The sequence below is a fragment of the Bacillus sp. TH13 genome (assembly GCF_016651175.1).
GTDB lineage: Bacteria > Bacillota > Bacilli > Bacillales > Bacillaceae_G > Bacillus_A > Bacillus_A thuringiensis_S.
Genome location: NZ_JAEKEJ010000025.1, coordinates 1,544,701 through 1,564,403, shown reverse-complemented (window position 1 = coordinate 1,564,403; position 19,703 = coordinate 1,544,701). Strand labels below are relative to the sequence as shown.

The following is a 19,703-nucleotide window of genomic DNA, read 5'->3' as shown; positions in this document are numbered from 1 at the left end:
TATTTGCATCGTTAAGGAAATTTTAAGAAACCAACATTACTATTGGCATTGTATACGAAAGTGTACATGCTTTAGAAATATGAAGGAGGAAATTTCCTATGAAGAAGAAAACAGTTGGGTATTTAGCGATTGCAGGTGCTTTATCATTCGGAATCATTGGAGGAGTCGGTATTCCGGCATTCGCGGCAACGAATACTCCAGCAGCTGAACAGTCTACAAAAACGGCGAAAAAGGATTTGGATGACGCTACAAAACAAAAAGTAAAAACAATTATGGACGATACAAAGAAACAGTTAGAGGAACTAGGTGTAAAGCTTCCGGAGAAAGAGAAGCGTAAAGACATGTTTGCAGGATTAGATGATCAGGCGAAAGCAAAAGCGAAGTCGATTTTAGAGCAAAAGAAGTTTGGAAAATTAACGCATGAGCAAGCAAAAGAGGAATTAACAAAGCTAGGCGTGAAAATGCCGGAGAAAGGTAAACATGGAGACATGTTTGCTAACTTAGATGAACAGGCGAAAGAGAAAGCGAAGTCGATTTTAGAGCAAGAAAAGTCCGGTAAATTAACACGTGAACAAGCACAAGAGGAATTAACAAAGTTAGGCGTGAAAATGCCAGAGAAGGGTAAGCATAAAGACATCCTTGCTGACTTAGATGAAGCAACGAAAGAAAAAGTGAAGTCAATTTTTGAACAAGAAAAGTCGGGGAAATTAACGCATGAACAAGCAAAAGAAGCATTAATAAAACTAGATGTAAAACTTCCAGAGAAAGAGAAGCATGAAGACATCTTTGCGGGATTAGATGAGGCAACGAAAGAAAAAGCGAAAGCGATTTTAGAGAATGAAAAGAAACAATTAGAGGCGTTGAATGTGAATCTTCCACATCACAAATTTTTTATGAAAAAAGATGAGAAATAATTGAGTGAAGTCGTATCTTTCGTGTGGGCAACCGGAAGGTACGTGCGAGGACCGATTTCTGTCAGCAGAAATCGGTCCCTTTTAATGATTCAATAAAATTTTTTTCATTGTTAGTATGTATCCAAAGACGCAGTAGAAGATTGCAAAACCGATAAACACTTCCGTATATTGATATTTACCCAATACGTAGAAGGAAAGAGTGGGTATAATAGCTACGGCTAAAACGCTATAACCAGGATACTTGTGCCGATGCATGATAGCGAATAGAACAGAAAGAAACGTAGCGATGATACAAAAGAAAGCAATCATTATTGGTACACCTCCTAAATGGATTGTACCATTTTTAGAGAAATAGAGAAGTTTTGTATCTTTTGTTATAATATAAGAAGAGAAATATTTCCTATGTTATATAAAAAAATATATTGATTTTTTCTAACAATTCAATATAATGAACAATAACTACAAAATTCGACATCAAGAAGTGATGATGAGGACACGATTAATTTTTTACGATTCCCAGAGAGGGAAGCCTTTGGCTGTGAGCTTCCTAATACGGAAAAATAGATTACCACCTCTGAACTGCAGCAGTGAACGAACATCTAGTAATTGCTTGCCGGCAAAAACCGTTATTTAGACTTGAGAAATTGGTGAAGTGTGTTACTTTACGAATTGAAACAAGGGTGGAACCACGAATACAACACTCGTCCCTTTTTAGGGAGGAGTGTTTTTTTATTTCATTTTTGCATCACACTAGGATTGGAAGGAGGATACGCAGCATGCATCATGATGAGAAGAACAAAATTGGTTTAACGGTAGCACTTTCTATCGTAGTAGGAACGATTATTGGATCTGGTGTGTTTATGAAACCAGGGAACGTATTAGATTACTCGGGGAGTTCTAATATGGCCATTCTTGCTTGGGTAATTGGTGGTCTGTTGACGCTAGCAAGTGGTTTAACAGTAGCTGAAATTGGAGCGCAAATCCCGAAAAATGGTGGGTTGTATACGTATTTAGAGGAGATTTACGGAAGTTTTTGGGGATATTTATCAGGTTGGATGCAAACAATTGTTTATGGACCTGCTATTATCGGAACATTAGGTTTATACTTTAGTTCTTTAATGATTAATTTTTTCTATTTAGATAAAGTATGGAATTTACCAATCGCAATTGGAACGGTTGTTTTCCTTGGCGTTGTAAATAGTATGGGAACAAAATACGGAGGTATCGTTCAAACAATCACGACAATTGGGAAGATGATTCCGATTGTGTTAATTGTTGTGCTAGGTTTCTGGAAAGGGAATAGCGATATTTTTAACGTAGTTGTGCCAATATCGGAAAATCAAAGTATCGGTATGGCAATTTTAGCAACGTTATTTGCTTATGACGGTTGGATTTTACTTGCTTCGATTGGTGGAGAAATGAAGAATCCAACAAAGTTATTACCGAAAGCAATGACAGTGGGGATTTTAATCGTAACAGCTGCTTACGTATTGATTAACTTGGCGTTATTAAATGTATTACCAGCAGCGAAAATTGTAGACCTTGGAGAAAATGCAACAGCGACAGCTGCTGGTATGTTACTTGGAGAATATGGTGGGAAAATTATTAGTATCGGTATTATCGTTTCTATTTTCGGTTGTTTAAATGGAAAGATTTTAACGTTCCCACGTATTCCAATGTCTATGGCAGAACGTGGACAACTTCCATTTGCTAAATTTATTGCAAAGGAAAGTCCGAGATTTAAAACACCAGCAAATGCGATTACTGTTGAAATCATTTTAGGAATTATTTTAATGATTATTAGTGATCCAAATAAGCTATCTGAGATTTCCGTATTCATTATTTATATTTTCTATGTAATGACGTTTATTGGTGTCTTCATTTTAAGGAAACGTAATAAGAATAAAGAGCGTGCATATAGTGTACCGTTATTCCCAATCGTACCAATCGTTGCGATTTTAGGTTCGTTCTTTGTAATCGGTAGTGCGATTATTAACGATCCAGTAAGTTGTTTCTTATCAATTGGAATTGTCTTTACGGGACTTCCGGTGTATTGGTACTTGAATAAGAAGAAAGAAACAGAATGATGGAAGGGTAGGCGTATAATACGCCTACCTTTTTTACTGTAAAAAAATTGTACTTGCGTCCACTTTCTGTTTTGGTTACCATAGTCGTAGTAACCAAAATAGAAAGCGTGGGGAAAGACTTGAATTTTCGTGTTTATATTTTAGCTATCGCGGCTTTCGTAGTCGGAACGGTTGAGCTAATTATAGGAGGAACGCTTGACTTAGTTGCCAACGACTTAGGAGTATCTATTAGCGCAGCTGGTCAGCTTATAACAATATTTTCAGTAGTATTTGCTTTGTCAGGTCCAGTTTTATTAGCTTTGACAGGGAAGTTTGAAAGAAAAAAATTGTATGTTGGAGCATTATCGATTTTCTTAATCGGAAATATTATTTCGGCATTTAGTGTGAATTACGGAATGCTAATGTTCTCAAGGGTTATTTGTGCGGCGAGTGGTTCATTAATTATTGCACTATCGGTAACACTTGCTTCTAGTGTAGTAGAACCGCATTTTCGTGCGCGTGCAATTGGAATCATTTTTATGGGAATTAGTGGATCACTTGTACTTGGAGTACCGCTTGGTCTTGTACTCGGAAATGCATACGGATGGCGTGCGCCATTTGTATTAATTTCGATATTAACAGTTATGGCAATTGCTTGTATTTCATTGTTCTTAACGAAAGTACCACCGACATCGGTATTATCAATAAAAGAACAACTTGCTACTTTAAAAGATAAAAAAATTGTAAGTGCACAGTTAACATCATTTTTGTTTTTAACGGGGCATTTAACATTGTATGCATATTTAACACCGTTTTTAAAAGATGTCATGCATGTTGAAGCAAATTGGATTAGTGTGTTTTACTTCATTTTCGGAATCGCAGCAGTAATTGGTGGCGGCTTTGGTGGCTGGCTTGCTGATAAATGGGGATCGAAGAAAAGTATTATCTCGATTATTATCGTATTTGCATGTGCAATCTTCATGTTGCCATTAATGACATTCTCATTCCCGCTCTTCATCATTATGATGGGACTTTGGAGTATGCTGAGCTGGGCGATTTCACCAGCACAGCAAAATTATTTAATTGAAATTGCACCGGAATCAGCTGGTATCCAGCAAGGTTTAAATAACTCTGCGCTTCATTTAGGAATTGCACTCGGTTCAACAGTAGGCGGAGTTGTTATTGAAAAATCATCTGTTATATATAACGCTTGGGTAGGCGGTGGCTTTATTATATTAGCACTGCTTTGCGCGGTTTTCTCGATTACGAGAGGACGCTCTACTCAGCTTGCAAAAAAAGAATCTATCGTTTGATAGGTTCTTTTTTATTTGTAAAAAATTGCAGGTTTTAGTAGAGAAATGGAGAAAAGGGTGTATAGCGAGGTGAGGTATATGTATACGAATTTTTCAATTATTGGTCTTCTAATTTCAATGCTCCCTTTGTTTCTTATTATTTTTGCACTTAGATGGGTTCGTTTCATCTATAAAAATTCAGAGAAACAGGTAGAGCAAAATGAGAAAATTATTGAGCTGTTGATGGATATAAAGGAACAGAATAAAAAGGAGTCTAGTTGAAAAACTAGACTCCTTTTTATTATTTAATTAGTACCTCAACTTCATCAACAAACTCTTAATTTCCTCATCTTCCATAAAGAGATCGTGGTGTTTTTGAGTAATCTTTGCAAGTGCAACGTCGTGATAGAAAAATTCTGTAAAGAACTTTACGAAAGGTTGTGACATTGTTTTCATCGCTTGCCATGACTCTTGTTCTACGCCAGCAAATAAAATTTCACGATCGTCAACGATGAGTAGCAAGTAGCGCTCTAATGCATTAGGCTCTTCAGCTGGGATTAGAAAATGCATGTTTTCTAAGTCTGTTTCTACTTCTCCAACAATAAGGGATTCAATTTGAACACCTTGTTTTGCTTTTTGTTCTAGTAAAGGAAGATATTCTAAAAGAGTATCATTCCAAGCTGAAATACGGATTGATTCTTTTGCACTTTCAATGAGTTCTTTACTTTGAACTCGAATAGAAGATTGCATCTTTAAGCTCCAAACACGGTCATCTGTAAATGATTTTTTTGATATATTTGTTTCCAGTTCTTTAATATTTGATTGAAATTCTGTCGTTAATTTTTCAATTGCTAGCTTTAGTGGTAATGCTGTATACAATTTTTTCTTTTCTGAAACAGAATCCATTACCATTCCTTTATCGATTAGGCGTGCTAGTACTTCATATATTTTTGCTTTTGGAACACCTGAATGCTTCACAATTGTTGTAGCATCTAATGGTTCATTGCTTGATACGACAACTTCATAAGCTTGGCTTTCATATTGTGAGAAACCGAATTTTTGTAACATAGTTCCCTCCGAACGAATGAGATTATATTTTAAGGATAATGAACTATTTGTTTTTGCACAAGTGGTATTCCTTTTTCTAATTGTATTAAGGTGAGAATTAATTTCAATTTTTTAATTTTATCTATTATACTTAATATAATGATTAATAAGTTTTTAATTTAATGCGAAGGGGATGCTGGGGGGAAGATGTTAAGAAGTTTACGTTTAAAAATTGCGGTAGTGTTTTCAGTTCTTATTTCTATGATGTTCGTAATATTGGGTACAGCTGTGTATCAATTACAGAAAGAAAAGGAAGTGCGTTCCTTAGACGAGTATTCTCAAAATGCGATGGATCTTGTGACAGAGCAACTTACGACATTTGTTCAAAGAACGGATGAAGATATGGGGTATTACGCGAACAGTGAGATGATTCGTAATATACTTCAAGGTGGGGTTACTCCAGAAGAGGAAGCGTTTTTAACGAAAGAGTTTGCGGAGTATAAAAAGAATCATCCTGGTATTTTAGATTTATATATTGGTACGAAAGATAAAAAAACATTAAGTGCCAATCTTGCTGAAGGTGGGCAAGTGCCAGAAGGATATGATCCAACGACAAGACCATGGTATAAAGATTCAGAGGCTGATGTAAAAAAGGTCCATTGGGGACAACCTTCTTATGAAATTGCAACAGGAAAGTTAAGTGTAGGTGTTTCTAAAGCAATTACAGCTCAAGATGGGTCTGTATTAGGCGTTGTTGCGATGGATGTATCGCTTGGGACGATTCAGAAGTTGCTTCACAATATTCAATACAATAATGACGGAGAAATGTTTATTATAAATGATAAAAATATGGCTCTTGTTTATCCAGAAAAGATAGGGAAAGATGTTTCTAAAGAGCCACTTATAAAGAGCTTAAATAAAGAGGTAACAAAATATGCGGTCACTACAATAAAAGGTGAAGATGTAGTTGTTTATAGTCAATCATTTGATACGATGAAATGGACGATAGGAATCTTTTATCCGAAAGAAACGATCGATGGGCTATTAAATAGTACGAGAAATACAGTTATTATAATGGCATGTATTAGTTTATTAGTTGGAATCGTAGCTTCCTACTTGTTCTCAAGAAGATTAGCAAGACCACTGCAATTATTAAAGAATCACGTTCAAAAAGTAGCAGAAGGCGATTTAACGCTGCGAATGAAAGTGACAAGTAAAGATGAAGTTGGAGAGTTGACGAAGCACTTTAATGATATGGTTGAACAAATGAATGAAATGGTAAGTAAAATTAAAAACAGCGTATCAACAGTGCAACAATCAACGAATAGTTTACATTATTTAACGAACGAAACAGTAGCGGCTAGTAGAGAAGTTTCAGGAGCAATGGATGATGTGAGCGGAGGAGCTTCTACTCTTGCGAATAGTGTGGATGAAGTTTCAGCTCAACTCGAGAATATGGCGGAGTCAGTGGAACAAATGAATAGCTCCGTTGGTGAAATAAAAGGAGTGGCTGGCAAAGCGGAAGAGGCATCTAAGCAAGGGTTAAATACAATGAGGAACTTAGTCCGTACAAGGGGGCAATCATCTTCGATTGTTGTTCATACAGAAGAAGCATCGGGTAAGTTAGAACAAAGAGTTGGATCGATTCAAAATGTGGTTGAGCTTATAAAAGGTATTTCAGATCAAACAAATTTGCTTGCTTTAAATGCTTCAATTGAAGCTGCACGTGCAGGTGAGCAAGGTAAGGGATTTGCTGTTGTTGCTGAAGAGGTTCGGAAATTAGCGGAACAATCAAAAGAGGCAACCGGAGAAATCACAACGATGATTGGTGATGTGCAAGTAGAAGTAAAAAGGGTTGTAGAAGTTGTAAGTAAATTGAAAGACATTGCAGATGTGCAAAATAAAGTGACGACAGAGGCAGAAATGGAGTTCCGCACAATTATGTCAGTTGTAAATACGATTAGTACTTCAGTTGAAAAAATTGTAGAAGAGGTACATAACATAGGTTACGAGCAAGGAGAAATTACAGCGGTAATGCATACAATTGCTGGTACGAGTCAAGAAAGTGCAGCTGTTTCTGAAGAGGTACACGCTGCAACGGAATCACAGGTTAATCATCTAGAAAAGGTAGCCCACACGATGGAAAGTTTGACAGAGCATATGAAAGATTTAGAAAGATTAGTTGAGCAGTTTAAAGTGGAAGAGTAACATATTAGTAAAATGATGAGGATTTCGGTAAAATAGACAATGGATATATAAGAAGCGATTATAGGAGGAAGACTACTATGGCAATTGTTGACGTATCGATTATTCCGGTAGGAACAGGTAATCCAAGTGTTAGTGAATATGTAGCAGAAGTACAAAAGGTGCTAGAGAAAAATGCGGATCGCGTGAAGTATCAATTAACACCGATGAATACAATTATTGAAGGAGATCTTCCTGTCATTCTAGAAGTAATTCAACAAATGCATGAAGTTCCATATACGAAAGGTGCACAGCGTGTTGCAACAACGATTCGTATTGATGATCGTCGTGATAAAGTAAGCACAATGGAGAAAAAATTAAACTCTGTTCGATCAAAATTATAAGAAAAAGCAGCGATCTTCGCTGCTTTTTTCATATAGGAGGTAAATAAGATGAGTGAAAAGTTTAACGAGCAGTTTGACGGTTTACTAGAGAAATACACTGAGCTGTTACTTGGCGAGAGTAATGAAGAGCGAAAAGAACAGGTAAAGAAGTGGGCACTTTATTCTTACATAGCGAAGACGATGCCAGCTTTAGTGAAGCATTGGAATGAAACTTATCCAGATGCGAAAGAAGAGATGGTGCAGTTGATTACGGATATTAAAAGGCTGAATGAAGAGAAGCGAAATGAGAAGTAAATAAAGTGAAACTTTAATCAGTGGGGGTCTTACTGCCCGGCAAATAGCGGGATAAACTTAGGTGATGCTACTTTAAGTTTTTCTTATTAATATCCTTATATAATTTACATGGAATATTAAGGGGTTTTATAGGCCTGTCGAATATTTTCGGTATGCCTATTTTTGCCCTAGTAAACCCGTTTTTTCTAAATGTCGAAAAATATTCCCTTCATATTTACATGCGAGAATATAGGTTTTTAAATGTTTTTATAGTATTTTATAAATTATCTAAATAATTATTTGTATCCAATAATTTTAAACAATGATATAATTTTGAAGAGGGGTAAAAAACAGATAAATTACAGTCATAGGGGTGAATTACATGGAACAATTAATGCGAAATTCGTTTCTTTTCTTATCTAAAAATAAAGCGCTAACAAAACTGGCTAAAAAGTACGGTTTACGCTTTGGTGCAGGTCGCTTCGTCGCAGGGGAGACGATTGAATTAGCGACAGCTGCCATTCAGGCATTAAATAAGCAAGGTCTTTGTGTAACAATCGATTATTTAGGTGAATTCGTTGATAATGAAGCGGAAGCAAATGAAATGGCTAACCAATCGATTGAAGCGATCCGTGCAATTGGAAGAGAAGGTCTTGATTCGCAGCTTTCTTTAAAGATGACTTCTATGGGATTAGATATCTCTGATGAAATCGTAATGAACAATATGCGCCGTATTTTAGAAGCTGCAAAAGAAAATGGTGTGTTCGTTACAATTGATATGGAAGATTATACACGCTGCGGAAAGACAATTGATATCTTTAAACAGTTAAAATCTGAGTACGATAATATTGGTACTGTTATTCAAGCTTACCTATATCGTACAGAAAAAGATATTGAGGACTTAAATGCTTATAAACCTAATTTACGTCTTGTAAAAGGAGCTTATAAAGAACCTGAAGAAGTGGCGTTCCCGGACAAGAAAGATGTAGATGACAATTATAAAAAGATTATTAAAATGCACTTATTAAATGGAAATTATACTGCAATTGCTTCACATGACGAAGCGATTATTGAATATACAAAAAAACTTGCTGAAGAACATAATATTCCAAGGGATCAATTTGAATTCCAAATGTTATATGGTATTCGTAATGAGCGTCAACTTGAGCTAGTAAAAGAGGGTTACAAAATGCGTGTTTACGTACCTTATGGAAACGACTGGTATGGATATTTCATGCGCCGTCTAGCAGAGCGTCCAGCAAACGTTGCGTTCGTATTAAAAGGTATGGTTAAAAAATAACCAAGGAGAAAATACTCCTTGGTTATTTTAATTGCTGAAATGCATAATGTGCCATTTTCTTCGTATCAGGATATAGTTGCGCGCGAGTAGAAGATAATACGACGTTAATGACGCGTTTACCGTCTTTTTCATCCACTGTTACGACTGTATATTTGCCAAGTGCCGATAGACCGCTTTTACTTCCAATCGCATATGGATCGTTATATAGTTCTTCTCGTCCGTAGTTTGCGATGTTTGGAGAGCGTTCTGAAGTATGTAGAGTTGTACGTGTTGAATTCATATATTCTAAAACAACTGGATACTTTAATGCTTCTTTCGTAATAATAGCAATGTCATATGGTGATACTTTATTTCCAAGTGCATCAGCACCACTTGCGTTCTTGAAAGTCGCATGCTTTGTACCGAGTTCCTTCGCTCTAGCATTCATCATTTTCACAAATTCATTTTTTGATCCTGCGATATGTTCTGCAATTGATTCAGCTATTGGATCTGCACTAATGATAAGCATAAGTTTTAATGCCTCATCACGCTTTAATTTTTCTCCAGCACGAAGTTTAATTTTCTTGCTTTGACTTTCTGTTTTAATTGCGTTTTCTGTAACTGTAATGTCTTCATCTTCTTTTACATTCTCTAGTAAAAGAAGGGTTGTCATCATTTTGGCTATACTAGCCGGATAAGAACGTTCGTCTTCGCGTTTCCCATACAAAATTTCACCTGTGTCTGCATCGATTGTAACTCCATATTGCCCAGTAATGTTAGGTTGATCAGCTCTTACAGCTTGTTGTCTTTGTGCATAAGAGAAGAAAATCATCCCTGTAAATAGTGTAGCAATCATTACAATCATAACTATTGTTCGTTTCATCATCGTTCCCTCTTTTGTTTTCCATATGTACAAATAAATTGGGCAGAAAAAGCAGCCATTAATCATTATGCCACGTTCTCTGCCCAAAAATATAGCGTTATTTTTCGCCCATATTATGCTTCTTATATTGTTGATTATTACTTTGGCGTCCTTTTTCAACACCGTGATTATGCGGACCTGCATTTCCAGTTACACTAGCTGCACTAATTCCAGCCTTTGAAGGGTTCTTCTTAAGTTTTGCCATATATATTCCTCCAGTTTCGTCAGATTATAAAAAGGAAAAGTGCATTTAAACAAAGAAAATACACATGTATAGCATAGCCAAATGAAAGAAAAATACTTATTTCAGAAAATTTTATCAATAAATATATTGCGAAAATTTAAACAGTATCATATATTTATTAGTAGAGGCTCACTCATTGATTGCGACTTATGTCGAAAAATTGAATGAGCATTCATTCAAGAATAGGGGGAGAATTGGATGTTCCAAATTAAAAAGGCTGCTGTTCTAGGTTCAGGCGTAATGGGTTCAGGGATTGCGGCACACTTAGCTAATATTGGTATTCCGACATTATTGCTTGATATTGTACCACCTGCGCTAACAAAAGAAGAGGAAGCGAAGGGACTTACATTAGAACATAAAAGTGTGAGAAATCGTTTTAGTAATACGGCTGTGCAAAAATTATTAAAGCAAAAACCAGCTCCTCTGACAGTGAAAGGAAATTTAGCACTGATTGAAGCAGGTAACTTAGAAGATGATCTTGAGCGTCTAGCTGATGTAGATTGGATTATTGAAGTAGTAGTTGAAAACTTAGATATTAAAAAGAAATTATTTGAAAAAGTAGACGCTGTTCGTAAACCGGGTTCTATTGTAAGCTCGAATACGTCAGGCATCTCAGTTGAAAAAATGGCAGAAGGTCGTTCAGACGACTTCCAGAAACACTTCTTAGGCACACACTTTTTTAACCCACCACGATATTTAAAACTTCTAGAGGTAATACCGACGAAAGAAACAGATCCACAAGTATTAAGCTTCATGAAACTATTTGGCGAAGACGTTCTTGGAAAAGGCGTTGTTATCGCAAAAGACACACCAAACTTTATTGGAAATCGCATCGGTACGTACGGTTTATTAGTAACTCTTCAAGAGATGATAAAACGCGGCTATAGCATTGGGGAAGTTGATTCTGTAACAGGCCCACTTATTGGTCGTCCGAAGAGCGCGACGTTCCGTACATTAGATGTTGTCGGTTTAGATACATTCGTACACGTTGCAAATAACGTATATGAAAACGTACAAGAAGAAGAGCGTGATGTATTTAAAGTACCAGCTTTCATGCATGACATGCTTGAGAAAAAATGGCTTGGAAGTAAAACGGGTCAAGGCTTCTTCTTAAAACAAGGAAAAGAAATTTTAGAATTAAATCCTGAAACGATGGAATACGAAGCGCGTAAAAAATTAAAAGCTGCATCCGTAGAGTTAAGTAAACAAGAAAAAGGATTAGCGAATAAATTGAAAGCGCTTGTATACGCGAAAGACCGTGCAGGAGAGTTGTTATGGAACATCATTACACCAACTCTTTTATACTCTGCAAAACTTCATAAAGAGATTGCTGACGATATCGTTGCAATTGACCAAGCGATGAAGTGGGGCTTCGGCTGGGAGCAAGGGCCATTTGAAGTGTGGGATGCAATCGGCGTTGAAAAGTCCGTTCAAAAGATGGAAGAAAACGGCGTAGTTGTTCCGACTTGGGTGAAAGAAATGGTAGAGAAAGGTTTCACTACTTTCTACAAACATGATAACGGAGATAGCTACTATTACGATAATGGCGAATATAAGCTAATCGAACGTAATAAAAAGGCAATTTCTCTTAAACAATTAAAAGCGAAAAATGGCGTATTAAAGAAAAATAGCGGAGCGAGCTTAATCGATTTAGGCGACGGCATCCTTTGCTTAGAATTCCATTCGAAGAGCAATGCAATCGGTATGGATATTACGCAAATGATTAACTACGCTGTTGATGAAGTAGAAAAGAATTATAAAGGTCTTGTTATCGGTAACCAATCGAAGAACTTCTGCGTTGGTGCGAACCTAGCAATGATCTTAATGGAAGCACAAGATGACAACTACTTTGAAATTGAGTTGGTTGTGAAAAACTTCCAAGATGCAATGACGAAAATTAAGTACTCTTCTAAGCCAGTTGTAGCAGCACCATATGGTATGACGCTTGGCGGAGGTACAGAAGTTTGCTTACCAGCAGCTAGCATTCAAGCTTCTAGCGAAACGTATATGGGCTTAGTAGAAGTTGGTGTTGGCTTAATCCCTGGCGGAGGCGGTAATAAAGAGCTATACATTAAACACTTAAATAAAATGCCAAACGGTGTAGAGTTTGACCTGCAAAAAGTTGCGAATAAAGTGTTCGAATCTGTAGCGATGGCGAAAGTTTCTACGTCAGCACAAGAAGCTGTATCGAACAACTTCTTAGGCGATAAAGACGGTATTAGTGTGAATGGTGATCACTTACTATATGATGCGAAACAGAAAGCACTTGCTTTATATGAAGCTGGCTATAAAGCACCAATCCGTAAAAAGATACCAGTTGTTGGTGAAACAGGATATGCAACTCTTGTACTTGGTGCAGAAGCAATGCATTTATCAGGTTACATTTCTGAACATGATCTTCACATTGCGAAGAAACTTGCATATGTCATTGCGGGCGGAAAAGTACCGTACGGAACAGAAGTTGATGAGCAATATTTATTAGATGTAGAACGTGAAGCATTTATTAGCTTAGTGAGTGAGATGAAATCACAAGCAAGAATGCAGCACATGCTTGTAAAAGGAAAGCCATTACGTAACTAATAACGAGGGGAGATATCGTTCATGAGAGAAGCTGTCATTGTTGCGGGAGCAAGAACACCAATTGGAAAAGCAAAGAGGGGTTCATTAAAAACAGTTCGTCCTGACGATCTAGGGGCATTAGTAGTAAAGGAAACGTTAAAGCGTGCGAATTATGAAGGACCAATCGATGATTTAATTTTCGGTTGTGCGATGCCAGAAGCAGAGCAAGGTTTAAATATGGCTCGTAATATCGGCGGATTAGCAGGACTTTCTTACGATGTTCCAGCTATTACGATTAACCGTTACTGTTCTTCAGGTTTACAAAGTATCGCTTACGGAGCAGAGCGTATTATGCTTGGTCACTCTGAAGCTGTATTATCAGGCGGGGCAGAATCAATGAGTTTAGTTCCAATGATGGGACACGTTGTTCGTCCGAATAGTCGCCTTGTAGAAGCAGCTCCAGAATATTATATGGGTATGGGACATACAGCAGAGCAAGTTGCTGTGAAATATGGAATTTCTCGTGAAGAGCAAGATGCATTTGCAGTAAGAAGTCATCAACGCGCTGCGAAAGCATTAGCGGCAGGTAACTTCGCTGATGAAACAGTATCTGTAGATGTAACGTTACGTACTGTTGGATCAAACAATAAACTGCAAGAAGAAACAATCATTTTCGCACAAGACGAAGGTGTAAGAGCAGAAACGTCGCTAGACATTTTAGGTAAATTACGTCCAGCATTTAACGTTCGCGGTTCTGTAACAGCTGGTAACTCTTCACAAATGAGTGACGGTGCAGCATCTGTACTATTAATGGATCGTGAAAAAGCAGTGAGCGATGGCATGAAGCCGCTTGCGAAATTCCGTTCATTTGCAGTAGCTGGCGTACCACCAGAAGTAATGGGAATCGGCCCAATCGCTGCAATTCCGAAAGCATTAAAACTAGCTGGCTTAGAGCTATCTGATATTGGCTTATTCGAACTAAATGAAGCATTCGCTTCTCAATCAATTCAAGTTATTCGTGAACTTGGTTTAGATGAAGAAAAAGTAAACGTAAACGGTGGTGCAATCGCACTTGGACATCCACTTGGTTGTACAGGAGCAAAACTAACACTATCTCTTATTCACGAAATGAAACGCCGCAACGAACAATTCGGTATCGTAACAATGTGTATCGGCGGCGGAATGGGAGCAGCGGGAGTATTTGAATTACTTTAAAAAGTGCAGGTGGCTCGTTTAGAACAGGAGGGCGTTGGAAGCCCTGACGAAGAGGCGTTTTTTGCCTCACAGGAAGGGGTGAAACGACCGACTGTTCTAGCCGCTGGAACTAGATTATGAAAAAAAGTGTAAGCGGCTCGCTCAGAATGTGAGGGGGATGGAGCTTCAGACGTAGAGGCGCTTTTTGCCTCGCAGGAAGAAGCGAAGCCACCGAACATTCTAGCCGCTGGAACTGGATTATAAAAAAGTGCAAGTGGCTCGCTCAGAACGAGGAGACGCCAATGCAAAGAATGGAAGCAACCAAGGTTCATAAAAAATAAAATTGAGAGCTAGCTTCTTTCAAAACGGAAGAAGCGGCTCATGAAAATATGAAGGAGGAAATTTTCATGGAAAAAACAGTAGGAAATGCGGTTAAAGGCGGTAGCTTTTTAGTAGATGAGATTACGATTGATCAAGTGTTTACGCCAGAAGATTTTTCATCTGAGCATAAAATGATTGCAAAAACGACAGAGGACTTTATCGTAAATGAAGTTCTTCCAGAGCTTGAATATTTAGAACAACATGAGTTTGATCGTTCTGTTCGTCTTTTAAAAGAAGCTGGGGAGCTTGGTTTATTAGGCGCTGACGTACCAGAAGAGTACGGCGGGATTGGTCTTGATAAAGTAAGCTCAGCGTTAATCGCAGAGAAATTCTCTCGCGCTGGCGGTTTTGCAATTACTCACGGTGCTCACGTAGGTATCGGATCGTTACCAATCGTATTATTCGGTAACGAAGAGCAAAAGAAAAAGTATTTACCATTACTTGCAACTGGTGAAAAATTAGCTGCATACGCATTAACAGAGCCAGGTTCAGGATCTGACGCATTAGGCGCAAAAACAACTGCACGTTTAAATGCAGAAGGTACACATTATGTATTAAATGGTGAAAAACAATGGATTACAAACTCTGCATTCGCTGACGTATTTATCGTGTATGCAAAAATTGATGGAGAGCACTTCTCAGCATTTATCGTAGAGAAAGAATATGCTGGCGTATCTACAAGCCCAGAAGAAAAGAAAATGGGTATTAAATGTTCTTCAACTCGTACGTTAATTTTAGAAGATGCATTAGTACCGAAAGAAAACTTACTTGGTGAAATCGGTAAAGGTCATATTATCGCTTTCAACATTTTAAATATCGGCCGTTATAAATTAGGTGTTGGTACAGTTGGATCTGCGAAACGTGCAGTAGAAATTTCAGCACAATATGCAAACCAACGTCAACAGTTCAAGCAACCAATCGCTCGCTTCCCATTAATTCAAGAGAAACTTGCGAATATGGCAGCAAAAACATATGCAGCTGAAAGCTCTGTATATCGTACAGTAGGTTTATTCGAAAGCCGCATGAGCACATTATCTGAAGAAGAAGTAAAAGACGGTAAAGCAGTAGCAGCTTCTATCGCTGAATATGCAATCGAGTGCTCTTTAAATAAAGTATTCGGTTCTGAAGTACTAGATTATACAGTAGATGAAGGTGTTCAAATTCACGGTGGTTACGGATTTATGGCAGAGTACGAGATTGAAAGAATGTACCGCGATTCTCGTATTAACCGTATTTTCGAAGGAACGAACGAAATTAACCGCCTAATCGTACCAGGTACGTTCTTACGTAAAGCGATGAAAGGTGAATTACCACTTCTTCAAAAAGCACAAAAATTACAAGAAGAGTTAATGATGATGATGCCAGAAGAAGTAGGCGATGAGCCATTAGCACTTCAAAAGTATTTAGTAACTAATGCGAAGAAAATTGGTTTAATGGTAGCTGGATTAGCGGCTCAAAAATACGGTAAAGCATTAGATAAAGAGCAAGAAATTCTTGTGAATATCGCTGACATCGTAAGTAACCTATACGCAATGGAATCAGCTGTTCTTCGTACAGAAAAAGCAATTAAAACAACTGGTCTTGAAAAGAATAAACAAAAAGTGTTATACACTGAAGTATTCTGCCAAGAAGCATTTAACGAAATCGAAGCAGATGCGAAAGAAACACTTATCGCAGTTGAAAACGGCGACATGCTGCGCATGATGTTATCATCATTACGTAAATTAACTCGCCACACACCACTTAACGTAATTCCAAAGAAACGTGAAATCGCTGCGAAAATTTTAGAAGATGAGCGTTATACAGTTTAATAGATGAAAGAGAACCAGTAGCCGATTGGCTACTGGTTTTTTATTGCTGAATTCTTGAATAAAGCTGTATTACATATGTATGTGTAAACAGCTCTTTTTATGGAGGTAAAGAAGATGAAGGTAATAAGCGTAGAAACAGTTCATCAAATCGCATTTTTACCGCGTCTATTTCCAATTAACTGTTACTTCGTTGAAGAAGAGACAGGATTAACTTTAATTGATGCGGCTTTACCGATTTGTGCAAAGAAGATTTTACAATCAGCTCGGAAAATAGGAAAACCGATTACGAATATCGTTATTACACATGCGCATGATGACCATGTAGGAGCACTTGATGCGATAAAGCAAGAGATGCCCGATGTTCCAGTCTATATTTCTAAGAGAGATGCAAGTTTACTTGAAGGAGATTTGTCATTGCAATTAGGAGAACCAGGCAAGCAGGTAAAAGTGGGTGTGTCAAAAAAGATAAAGACGATTCCAGATATTCTTCTTCAAGAGGGAGATAAAGTTGGTTCTCTTGTAGCGATTGGAGCTCCAGGTCATACACCGGGATCAATGGCGTTTTTAGACACAAGAAATGATGCACTCATTGTTGGAGATGCGTTTCAAACGAGAGGAGGATTAGCGGTAGCAGGACAGTTGAAGTGGCTTTTCCCGTTTCCTATGTTTGGTACGTGGGATGCAGAAGTTTCATTAGCAAGCGCGCAGAAATTGCTGGAGTATAAGCCGTCTTTATTGGCGACAGGACATGGGAAAATGATTGAAAATCCGTTAATACAAATGCAACGGGCGATTGAAGAAGCGGAAAGGAATTTAAGTAAAAAGAGCCTCTAATCGTTTAGAGGCTCTTTTTACTTAAATGATTATTTAGCAGGTTTTAGAAATGTATATATTGCTAATACGAAATTGAAAAACGTAAATACGAAAGGGTCTTGGCTTGGATCAGAATCATAAGTTTCTTGGCTTTTTGTAAGAAAGTCGTGGATTTTCATAATCATTGCTCCTTTGTGTTTAGTGTGTAAAGTTTATAAAAGGGTATTTTTAATTAAACTAATACTTACTAATAGAGTCGCACTAATAAATAGTAAGAAAAATGTAGTGTTACGATTTTTATAATTGTTAAGTGCTAAAAATAGAAAACAAATGAGAAATAACATATGTAAAGGTATAGAGGTGAATAGTGGTTTTAAAGTTAATACATCAATTAGTAATTTTATATATAGGATAGTGTAAATGATGAAAAAGATAACTTTAAATGTTCTTTGCATAGGCACCTCTGCTTAATATATTTGTAAATTATCAAGGTAACATAAGGGGGGGATTGTATTTTTCTGTAATTATAACATTTATTTGTATTTATAAATAGATGTGATGGATTTGAAATGTAAGAAAGCTTTTTAATGAATACGATTTGAAAAAAAACAGAATACTAAAGAAGAATGAAAGAAGAAAGGTAGGAGTATTCCATGCAAAATTTAACAGAGCTTGAAGTAGAAAATTTACGTCATTTGATCGGTGGACACGCAACAATTATTAACAAGTTGGAGCAGTATGCACAAACGTGTACAGATCCACAATTGAAACAAATGTTACAAAAGGATGCGCAAGATGCACGAAATACGAAACAGCAATTAATGACTTTCCTAGGATAGGAGGAAGCGGAACATGAATGAAAAAGATATGGTAAATGATTATTTAGCAGGATTAAATGCAAGTTTAACAAGCTATGCAAATTATATTGCTCAGTCTGATAATGAGCAGTTACATCAAACGTTAATTCAAATTCGTAATCAAGATGAGATGCGCCAACGTAATATGTATGAGTACGCAAAGCAAAAAAGTTATTACAAACCGGCAGCACCTGCGAATCCAATGATTGTGCAGCAATTAAAAAGTCAATTAAGTGCGGAATAACGGGATGACAAAAAACGGGCGAATGAAGTCGCTCGTTTTTTGTTTTGAGCATGTCAATAAATATAAAATAAATATTTTTCCAGTTGTAACAAATATGACGAAAATGGAATATGACAATTCACAAAAAGGACAAACACTTTGCTCGATATTTCACAAAGTATCCATGGTTTCTATCGTGAGAACCTCTATAATTAGGAGTGTAAAGAGCAAAAGAAATAGATTATATGATCAATTAGGAGAGATTGCTATGAAAAGACATACAAGAAAAATTGCAATTATCGGTACTGGATTAGTTGGATCAAGTTGTGCGTATTCTATTGTGAATCAAGGTATTTGCGAAGAGCTATTATTAATTGATATAAATCATGAACGTGCAGTTGGGGAAGCAATGGATTTATCACATTGCATTAACTTTACAAATACAAGAACAAAAGTATATGCAGGAAGCTATGAAGACTGCAAAGATATGGACATTGTTATTATTACAGCAGGGCCAGCACCAAAACCTGGACAAAGTCGCTTAGATACTTTAGGAGCGAGTGCGAAGATTATGGAAAGTGTTGTTGGCGGCGTAATGGAAAGTGGATTTGATGGTATTTTCTTACTTGCATCGAACCCAGTTGATATTATTACATATGAAGTGTGGAAATTATCTGGATTACCTAGAAATCGCGTAATCGGTACTGGTACATCACTAGATTCTTCTCGCTTAAGAACAATTTTATCTGAAATGCTACATGTAGATCCTCGTAGTATTCATGGGTATTCATTAGGAGAACATGGTGATTCTCAAATGGTTGCTTGGTCTCATGTAACTGTTGGTGGAAAGCCAATTCTGCAAATTTTAGAAGAACAAAAAGAACGATTTGGTGAAATAGATTTAGATGAAATTGTTGAGAAGACTGCAAAAGCTGGCTGGGAAATTTATAAACGTAAAGGAACTACTTATTACGGGATTGGAAATTCTCTAGCATATATTGCGAGTTCAATCTTTAATGATGATCACCGTGTCATTGCTGTATCAGCCATTTTAGAGGGTGAGTACGGTGAATATGATATTTGTACAGGAGTACCAGCTATTATTACTAGAGATGGTATAAGAGAAGTTGTAGAACTCAATTTAACAGAGGATGAAGAATCTCGATTCGCAAAATCAAACGATATTTTACGTGATTATATGAAAACAATTGGTTACTAACTTATAGAAGAAGGTGAAACA

20 protein-coding genes and 1 other annotated feature are annotated in these 19,703 nt (G+C 37.1%); of the genes, 15 read left to right on the top strand and 5 right to left on the bottom strand.

The genetic code is table 11. The features are described from left to right. Window positions 1–98: 98 nt before the first annotated feature. Window positions 99–914, top strand: a complete 816-nt coding sequence (locus JFU02_RS16530; protein WP_061666028.1) for a hypothetical protein — start codon at window positions 99–101, stop codon at window positions 912–914. Window positions 915–995: 81 nt separating this feature from the next. Here the strand turns inward: JFU02_RS16530 and JFU02_RS16525 are convergent, their stop codons facing one another. Continuing rightward, window positions 996–1,223: a hypothetical protein gene (locus tag JFU02_RS16525; protein WP_061666027.1), complete on the bottom strand. Its 228-nt coding sequence runs from the start codon at window positions 1,221–1,223 to the stop codon at window positions 996–998. Window positions 1,224–1,389: 166 nt separating this feature from the next. Beyond that, window positions 1,390–1,626 (top strand) — a binding site (T-box leader). Between the two features lie 64 nt (window positions 1,627–1,690). Between JFU02_RS16525 and JFU02_RS16520 the strand changes: the two genes are divergently transcribed. From JFU02_RS16520 to JFU02_RS16510, 3 genes are all read left to right on the top strand, one after another. Further along, window positions 1,691–3,001 carry an APC family permease gene (locus tag JFU02_RS16520; RefSeq protein WP_201071280.1) on the top strand — a complete coding sequence of 437 codons (1,311 nt, stop codon included), beginning with the start codon at window positions 1,691–1,693 and terminating at the stop codon, window positions 2,999–3,001. A gap of 107 nt (window positions 3,002–3,108) precedes the next feature. Next, window positions 3,109–4,293 carry an MFS transporter gene (locus JFU02_RS16515; protein WP_142307736.1) on the top strand — a complete coding sequence of 395 codons (1,185 nt, stop codon included), beginning with the start codon at window positions 3,109–3,111 and terminating at the stop codon, window positions 4,291–4,293. Window positions 4,294–4,371: 78 nt separating this feature from the next. After that, on the top strand, window positions 4,372–4,554 hold the full coding sequence (locus JFU02_RS16510; RefSeq protein ID WP_097960155.1) for a hypothetical protein: 183 nt from the start codon (window positions 4,372–4,374) through the stop codon (window positions 4,552–4,554). Between the two features lie 27 nt (window positions 4,555–4,581). Here JFU02_RS16510 and JFU02_RS16505 read toward each other — a convergent pair whose 3' ends face one another. Beyond that, entirely contained in the window at window positions 4,582–5,340 is a 759-nt protein-coding gene (locus tag JFU02_RS16505; protein ID WP_000939479.1) for a TrmB family transcriptional regulator, read from the bottom strand. 186 nt (window positions 5,341–5,526) lie between these two features. On the opposite strand from JFU02_RS16505, the gene JFU02_RS16500 reads away from it, so the two are divergent. From JFU02_RS16500 to JFU02_RS16485, 4 genes are all read left to right on the top strand, one after another. Then, window positions 5,527–7,527 carry a methyl-accepting chemotaxis protein gene (locus JFU02_RS16500; protein ID WP_000946357.1) on the top strand — a complete coding sequence of 667 codons (2,001 nt, stop codon included), beginning with the start codon at window positions 5,527–5,529 and terminating at the stop codon, window positions 7,525–7,527. 77 nt (window positions 7,528–7,604) lie between these two features. Beyond that, window positions 7,605–7,907: an MTH1187 family thiamine-binding protein gene (locus JFU02_RS16495; RefSeq protein WP_001018860.1), complete on the top strand. Its 303-nt coding sequence runs from the start codon at window positions 7,605–7,607 to the stop codon at window positions 7,905–7,907. A gap of 48 nt (window positions 7,908–7,955) precedes the next feature. After that, window positions 7,956–8,201: a YusU family protein gene (locus JFU02_RS16490; protein ID WP_001290588.1), complete on the top strand. Its 246-nt coding sequence runs from the start codon at window positions 7,956–7,958 to the stop codon at window positions 8,199–8,201. 361 nt (window positions 8,202–8,562) lie between these two features. Then, a complete protein-coding gene (locus JFU02_RS16485; RefSeq protein ID WP_061666025.1) occupies window positions 8,563–9,480 on the top strand; it encodes a proline dehydrogenase family protein in 918 nt (305 codons plus the stop codon). Between the two features lie 22 nt (window positions 9,481–9,502). Here the strand turns inward: JFU02_RS16485 and JFU02_RS16480 are convergent, their stop codons facing one another. Beyond that, a complete protein-coding gene (locus tag JFU02_RS16480) occupies window positions 9,503–10,342 on the bottom strand; it encodes a D-alanyl-D-alanine carboxypeptidase family protein (RefSeq protein WP_097960154.1) in 840 nt (279 codons plus the stop codon). A 97-nt stretch (window positions 10,343–10,439) separates the two neighbouring features. Further along, on the bottom strand, window positions 10,440–10,586 hold the full coding sequence (locus tag JFU02_RS16475) for a YuzL family protein (protein WP_002034611.1): 147 nt from the start codon (window positions 10,584–10,586) through the stop codon (window positions 10,440–10,442). Window positions 10,587–10,823: 237 nt separating this feature from the next. Here JFU02_RS16475 and JFU02_RS16470 point away from each other — a divergent pair, with 237 nt between their 5' ends. The 4 genes from JFU02_RS16470 (at window position 10,824) to JFU02_RS16455 (ending at window position 17,404) form a co-directional block, all read left to right on the top strand. After that, the gene (locus JFU02_RS16470; protein ID WP_061666024.1) at window positions 10,824–13,205 is read left to right on the top strand and encodes a 3-hydroxyacyl-CoA dehydrogenase/enoyl-CoA hydratase family protein; all 2,382 of its coding nucleotides are present in this window, start codon (window positions 10,824–10,826) and stop codon (window positions 13,203–13,205) included. Between the two features lie 21 nt (window positions 13,206–13,226). After that, window positions 13,227–14,399 carry an acetyl-CoA C-acetyltransferase gene (locus JFU02_RS16465; protein ID WP_001206339.1) on the top strand — a complete coding sequence of 391 codons (1,173 nt, stop codon included), beginning with the start codon at window positions 13,227–13,229 and terminating at the stop codon, window positions 14,397–14,399. Between the two features lie 386 nt (window positions 14,400–14,785). Next, window positions 14,786–16,570, top strand: a complete 1,785-nt coding sequence (locus JFU02_RS16460; protein ID WP_000416287.1) for an acyl-CoA dehydrogenase family protein — start codon at window positions 14,786–14,788, stop codon at window positions 16,568–16,570. 114 nt (window positions 16,571–16,684) lie between these two features. Further along, a complete protein-coding gene (locus JFU02_RS16455; RefSeq protein ID WP_000864823.1) occupies window positions 16,685–17,404 on the top strand; it encodes an MBL fold metallo-hydrolase in 720 nt (239 codons plus the stop codon). A 29-nt stretch (window positions 17,405–17,433) separates the two neighbouring features. Here the strand turns inward: JFU02_RS16455 and JFU02_RS32480 are convergent, their stop codons facing one another. Next, window positions 17,434–17,562 (bottom strand): hypothetical protein, encoded by a 129-nt coding sequence (locus JFU02_RS32480; protein WP_000690679.1) that lies wholly within the window; start codon window positions 17,560–17,562, stop codon window positions 17,434–17,436. A gap of 474 nt (window positions 17,563–18,036) precedes the next feature. Here JFU02_RS32480 and JFU02_RS16450 point away from each other — a divergent pair, with 474 nt between their 5' ends. The 3 genes from JFU02_RS16450 to JFU02_RS16440 all read left to right on the top strand — a co-directional run bounded on the left by JFU02_RS16450 (window position 18,037) and on the right by JFU02_RS16440 (window position 19,682). Next, window positions 18,037–18,222, top strand: a complete 186-nt coding sequence (locus tag JFU02_RS16450; protein WP_001180555.1) for a hypothetical protein — start codon at window positions 18,037–18,039, stop codon at window positions 18,220–18,222. A gap of 13 nt (window positions 18,223–18,235) precedes the next feature. Next, a complete protein-coding gene (locus tag JFU02_RS16445) occupies window positions 18,236–18,484 on the top strand; it encodes a spore coat protein (RefSeq protein WP_001002987.1) in 249 nt (82 codons plus the stop codon). Window positions 18,485–18,731: 247 nt separating this feature from the next. Beyond that, entirely contained in the window at window positions 18,732–19,682 is a 951-nt protein-coding gene (locus JFU02_RS16440; RefSeq protein ID WP_097960151.1) for an L-lactate dehydrogenase, read from the top strand. Window positions 19,683–19,703 lie beyond the last annotated feature (21 nt).

Bases quoted from the DNA above. Each gene is read 5' to 3' on its own strand.
- JFU02_RS16530 (WP_061666028.1), top strand. From the start codon at position 99: ATGAAGAAGAAAACAGTTGGGTATTTAGCGATTGCAGGTGCTTTATCA.
- JFU02_RS16525 (WP_061666027.1), bottom strand. From the start codon at position 1,223: ATGATTGCTTTCTTTTGTATCATCGCTACGTTTCTTTCTGTTCTATTC.
- JFU02_RS16520 (WP_201071280.1), top strand. From the start codon at position 1,691: ATGCATCATGATGAGAAGAACAAAATTGGTTTAACGGTAGCACTTTCT.
- JFU02_RS16510 (WP_097960155.1), top strand. From the start codon at position 4,372: ATGTATACGAATTTTTCAATTATTGGTCTTCTAATTTCAATGCTCCCT.
- JFU02_RS16505 (WP_000939479.1), bottom strand. From the start codon at position 5,340: ATGTTACAAAAATTCGGTTTCTCACAATATGAAAGCCAAGCTTATGAA.
- JFU02_RS16500 (WP_000946357.1), top strand. From the start codon at position 5,527: ATGTTAAGAAGTTTACGTTTAAAAATTGCGGTAGTGTTTTCAGTTCTT.
- JFU02_RS16495 (WP_001018860.1), top strand. From the start codon at position 7,605: ATGGCAATTGTTGACGTATCGATTATTCCGGTAGGAACAGGTAATCCA.
- JFU02_RS16490 (WP_001290588.1), top strand. From the start codon at position 7,956: ATGAGTGAAAAGTTTAACGAGCAGTTTGACGGTTTACTAGAGAAATAC.
- JFU02_RS16485 (WP_061666025.1), top strand. From the start codon at position 8,563: ATGGAACAATTAATGCGAAATTCGTTTCTTTTCTTATCTAAAAATAAA.
- JFU02_RS16480 (WP_097960154.1), bottom strand. From the start codon at position 10,342: ATGAAACGAACAATAGTTATGATTGTAATGATTGCTACACTATTTACA.
- JFU02_RS16475 (WP_002034611.1), bottom strand. From the start codon at position 10,586: ATGGCAAAACTTAAGAAGAACCCTTCAAAGGCTGGAATTAGTGCAGCT.
- JFU02_RS16470 (WP_061666024.1), top strand. From the start codon at position 10,824: ATGTTCCAAATTAAAAAGGCTGCTGTTCTAGGTTCAGGCGTAATGGGT.
- JFU02_RS16465 (WP_001206339.1), top strand. From the start codon at position 13,227: ATGAGAGAAGCTGTCATTGTTGCGGGAGCAAGAACACCAATTGGAAAA.
- JFU02_RS16460 (WP_000416287.1), top strand. From the start codon at position 14,786: ATGGAAAAAACAGTAGGAAATGCGGTTAAAGGCGGTAGCTTTTTAGTA.
- JFU02_RS16455 (WP_000864823.1), top strand. From the start codon at position 16,685: ATGAAGGTAATAAGCGTAGAAACAGTTCATCAAATCGCATTTTTACCG.
- JFU02_RS32480 (WP_000690679.1), bottom strand. From the start codon at position 17,562: ATGAAAATCCACGACTTTCTTACAAAAAGCCAAGAAACTTATGATTCT.
- JFU02_RS16450 (WP_001180555.1), top strand. From the start codon at position 18,037: ATGCAAAATTTAACAGAGCTTGAAGTAGAAAATTTACGTCATTTGATC.
- JFU02_RS16445 (WP_001002987.1), top strand. From the start codon at position 18,236: ATGAATGAAAAAGATATGGTAAATGATTATTTAGCAGGATTAAATGCA.
- JFU02_RS16440 (WP_097960151.1), top strand. From the start codon at position 18,732: ATGAAAAGACATACAAGAAAAATTGCAATTATCGGTACTGGATTAGTT.